The sequence below is a fragment of the Phenylobacterium sp. genome (assembly GCF_037138395.1).
Taxonomy (GTDB): Bacteria; Pseudomonadota; Alphaproteobacteria; order Caulobacterales; family Caulobacteraceae; genus Phenylobacterium.
Window position 1 is genome coordinate 1 of sequence record NZ_JBAXIM010000220.1, and the last position, 2,895, is coordinate 2,895.

The window sequence follows — 2,895 nt, forward strand, 5'->3', positions numbered from 1 at the left end:
AGGGCCAGGTCCAGGCAGGCCCGAAACTCGGGAAACGCGATCCGGTGGAAACCCCGCCGCCGGGCCGGCCAGCGGGACAGGAGGGCCGAAGCGATTTCCGACAGCTCCGGCCAGGCGGCAAGGGCCCGGGCGGCGTCTTCCCGGGTCATGAGGTGGGCCTCGATGCTGAAGAGGTGCAGGCGCCCCTCCGCAGGGCCCTCCCGGCGCCAGAGGTCCAGCAGGGCCAGGATGTTGAGCCCGGTCCCGAAGCCCAGTTCGGCGACAGTGAAAGACCGGCGCCCAGCCCAGGCCCCGGGCAGGCCGCAGCCCTCCAGGAACACCGCCCGGGATTCCGACAGGCCGTCGTCGGCGCCGAAGTAGGCGTCTCCGTAGAGGGCGGAACGGGGACGTCCGTCCTCGGTCCATTCGATGGGCGGCGGGTCCGCAGTCATGCCGCGACCTAGGCCCGGTGGCGAAGGGTTCGCAAGGGTGATCCTCCCGGGTGCGCGTCGGACGGCCCAGATGAATTCGCTGTAGGGACCGCTTTGCTTTTCCCCAGAAGGCACCTACGCTCGTAACCCGACTTCCTCCGCCCCAGACCCTAGTCCACCAGCACCACCGAGCTGACCGTGGGATACATTCTTAATTGAACTACTTGTTGCTTAGTGCCCGGTTAGTTCGAAGGGGCTGACCGGGCACACAGACATTGGATGCCTCAGTATGGAGAAGTTCCCAATGAAACAAGTCTGTGCAGCAATAGGAGCGACTATGTGCTTGTTGGGAGCATGCCAACGGAAAATCCCAGATATTCCCGTCACCTACTACAACCTCGGATCGTTCAAAATCAGTAGTAAATACCAACCTGTTGCTGTCGGCGAGTATGAAGATCGAAAATACATTACACCAATATATAATATAGGTAAATCAAATTTACAAAAACACACCGATTATTTAACAATAATACTATTACCCCCTGGAGGCACTACGAGGGCTCAAATTCGTAAAGAGCTATTCGGTGTTAAAGTAGAAAAATTAGAGGTATACGTCAAATATGTATATTTATCCCCCAGTCTTCTCATAAAAGGGATGGCAGAGGCGTCATCATACTATCAAGGTCCCGATCAATTCGTCGTCATTCCTTTGCCAGGTTCATTTGGAGCGTCTGGAAGCCCTGATCTAATTGATCGGGAGTCAGGACCTCAAATCGTTAACCGACAGATTGATGATGTTAAAAGGATGTGGAACGCGAAGTACGTAAATCTTGCGGGCCTTTCACTGTCTGGGGCTGCTGCAGTCAAAATCATCGGACTGAGATCTGATTTGCGTTGTGTGGTTTTATATGCTGCTCCTGCAGATAGACAACAAGTATACTTGAAACAGTATGGTATAAGTGCTTCATACTATGGTGTCTCAAATCCTACTCGACCGATTGACTATCTAGACAAAAGGGCTCCGGGCTCGGAGATAGTTTTAGTTACCCAGGACCCGCGAGATCGAATTGTCGATAAATCAAATTCCCAGAAGATATATAGTAAATTAAGGAACCGTGGGTTTAACGCCCAGATCCGGATGGTTAACTTCGACGTCCCGCTAGCGTACCCAAATATCGACCTTGCTACATACTCCTTCCATGAAGGTGGCATTCCACAGTCACTGTCTCGGATGGGTGAATGTATACGGAGTGATTCGAGACAGAATAGACCAATTGCTGCTCAATAATTTCCCGAAGACCCCAGTAAAATATCCTGCAGGGCCTTCCCGGCGCCAGAGGTCCAGCAGGGCCAGGATGTTGAGCCCGGTCCCGAAGCCCAGTTCGGCGACAGTGAAAGACCGGCGCCCAGCCCAGGCCCCGGGCAGGCCGCAGCCCTCCAGGAACACCGCCCGGGATTCCGACAGGCCGTCGTCGGCGCCGAAGTAGGCGTCTCCGTAGAGGGCGGAACGGGGACGTCCGTCCTCGGTCCATTCGATGGGCGGCGGGTCCGCAGTCATGCCGCGACCTAGGCCCGGTGGCGAAGGGTTCGCAAGGGTGATCCTTCCGGGTGCGCGTCGGACGGCGAGGCGCTAGAAGAGGCCAAGGGGAGACTGACCGTCCATGACCAGCACTGTTCCGGGTTTCGAATTCCGCCGCCTGCGCTTCGATCTTCCGTCCGTCGGCGGCCATGGGACCGCCATAGAGATGGGCCCTCAGGACCGCCCGGTCGACATCGTCTTTTCCCACGCCAACGGCTTCAATGCCCTGACCTACCGGTCGATCCTGGGGCCCCTGTCCGACCGGCTGAGGATCCTCGCCATCGATCAGCGGGGCCATGGCCTGTCGGGCCTGCCGCCCCGGCTCGAGGACCCGGGCCGCAACTGGTACGACCTGGTGCCCGACCTCAAGGCCGTGCTCGAGGCGCTCGACATCCGCAATGCGGTCCTGGGCGGACATTCCATGGGTGGCACAATCAGCCTGATGGCCGCCGCCGAGGCGCCCGGGCGGGTTCGGGGGATCGCCCTCTTCGACCCGGTGATCATGGCGCCGGGCTTTGCCGCCCAGAACGGGAACCGGCCCCTGACCGGCGACAATCCCCTGCTCCAGGGCGCCCTCCGACGCCGGCCGGTCTTCCCCAGCCGTGACGTCGTGATCACCTCCTATAGCGGCAAGGGTGCCTTCCGCGCCTGGACCCCCGAAATGCTGGCCGACTATGTGGAGGACGGCTTCCACGACACGCAGTCCGGCGAGGTCGAGCTGAACTGCCCGCCCGCCTGGGAGGCCTCGAACTTCGCCAGCCACGGCCACGATCCCTGGCCGTCCTTCGAGAGCGCGGGCGTCCCGATCCGGATCCTCAAGGCCGAGACTGGTTCGACCTGCCGGTCCGATGGCCATGAGGCCGGGCTGACTGCGGATGGCCGGATCCGGCTGGAGGTCATACCGGG

At 59.7% G+C, this 2,895-nt stretch carries 2 protein-coding genes and 2 pseudogenes; 2 read left to right on the forward strand and 2 right to left on the reverse strand.

The window, feature by feature from the left end:
- Window positions 1-431, reverse strand: a pseudogene (locus tag WCJ52_RS12475) (FAD-dependent cmnm(5)s(2)U34 oxidoreductase); the annotation flags it as partial.
- A 268-nt stretch (window positions 432-699) separates the two neighbouring features.
- Between WCJ52_RS12475 and WCJ52_RS12480 the strand changes: the two are divergent.
- The gene (locus WCJ52_RS12480) at window positions 700-1,698 is read left to right on the forward strand and encodes a hypothetical protein (RefSeq protein WP_336903632.1); all 999 of its coding nucleotides are present in this window, start codon (window positions 700-702) and stop codon (window positions 1,696-1,698) included.
- 24 nt (window positions 1,699-1,722) lie between these two features.
- Here WCJ52_RS12480 and WCJ52_RS12485 read toward each other — a convergent pair.
- A pseudogene (locus WCJ52_RS12485) lies at window positions 1,723-1,968 on the reverse strand (FAD-dependent cmnm(5)s(2)U34 oxidoreductase); the annotation flags it as partial.
- Window positions 1,969-2,071: 103 nt separating this feature from the next.
- On the opposite strand from WCJ52_RS12485, the gene WCJ52_RS12490 reads away from it, so the two are divergent.
- A partial coding sequence (locus tag WCJ52_RS12490; protein ID WP_336903631.1) for an alpha/beta hydrolase occupies window positions 2,072-2,895 on the forward strand: 824 nt, incomplete at its 3' end.

Bases quoted from the DNA above. Each gene is read 5' to 3' on its own strand.
- WCJ52_RS12480 (WP_336903632.1), top strand. From the start codon at position 700: ATGGAGAAGTTCCCAATGAAACAAGTCTGTGCAGCAATAGGAGCGACT.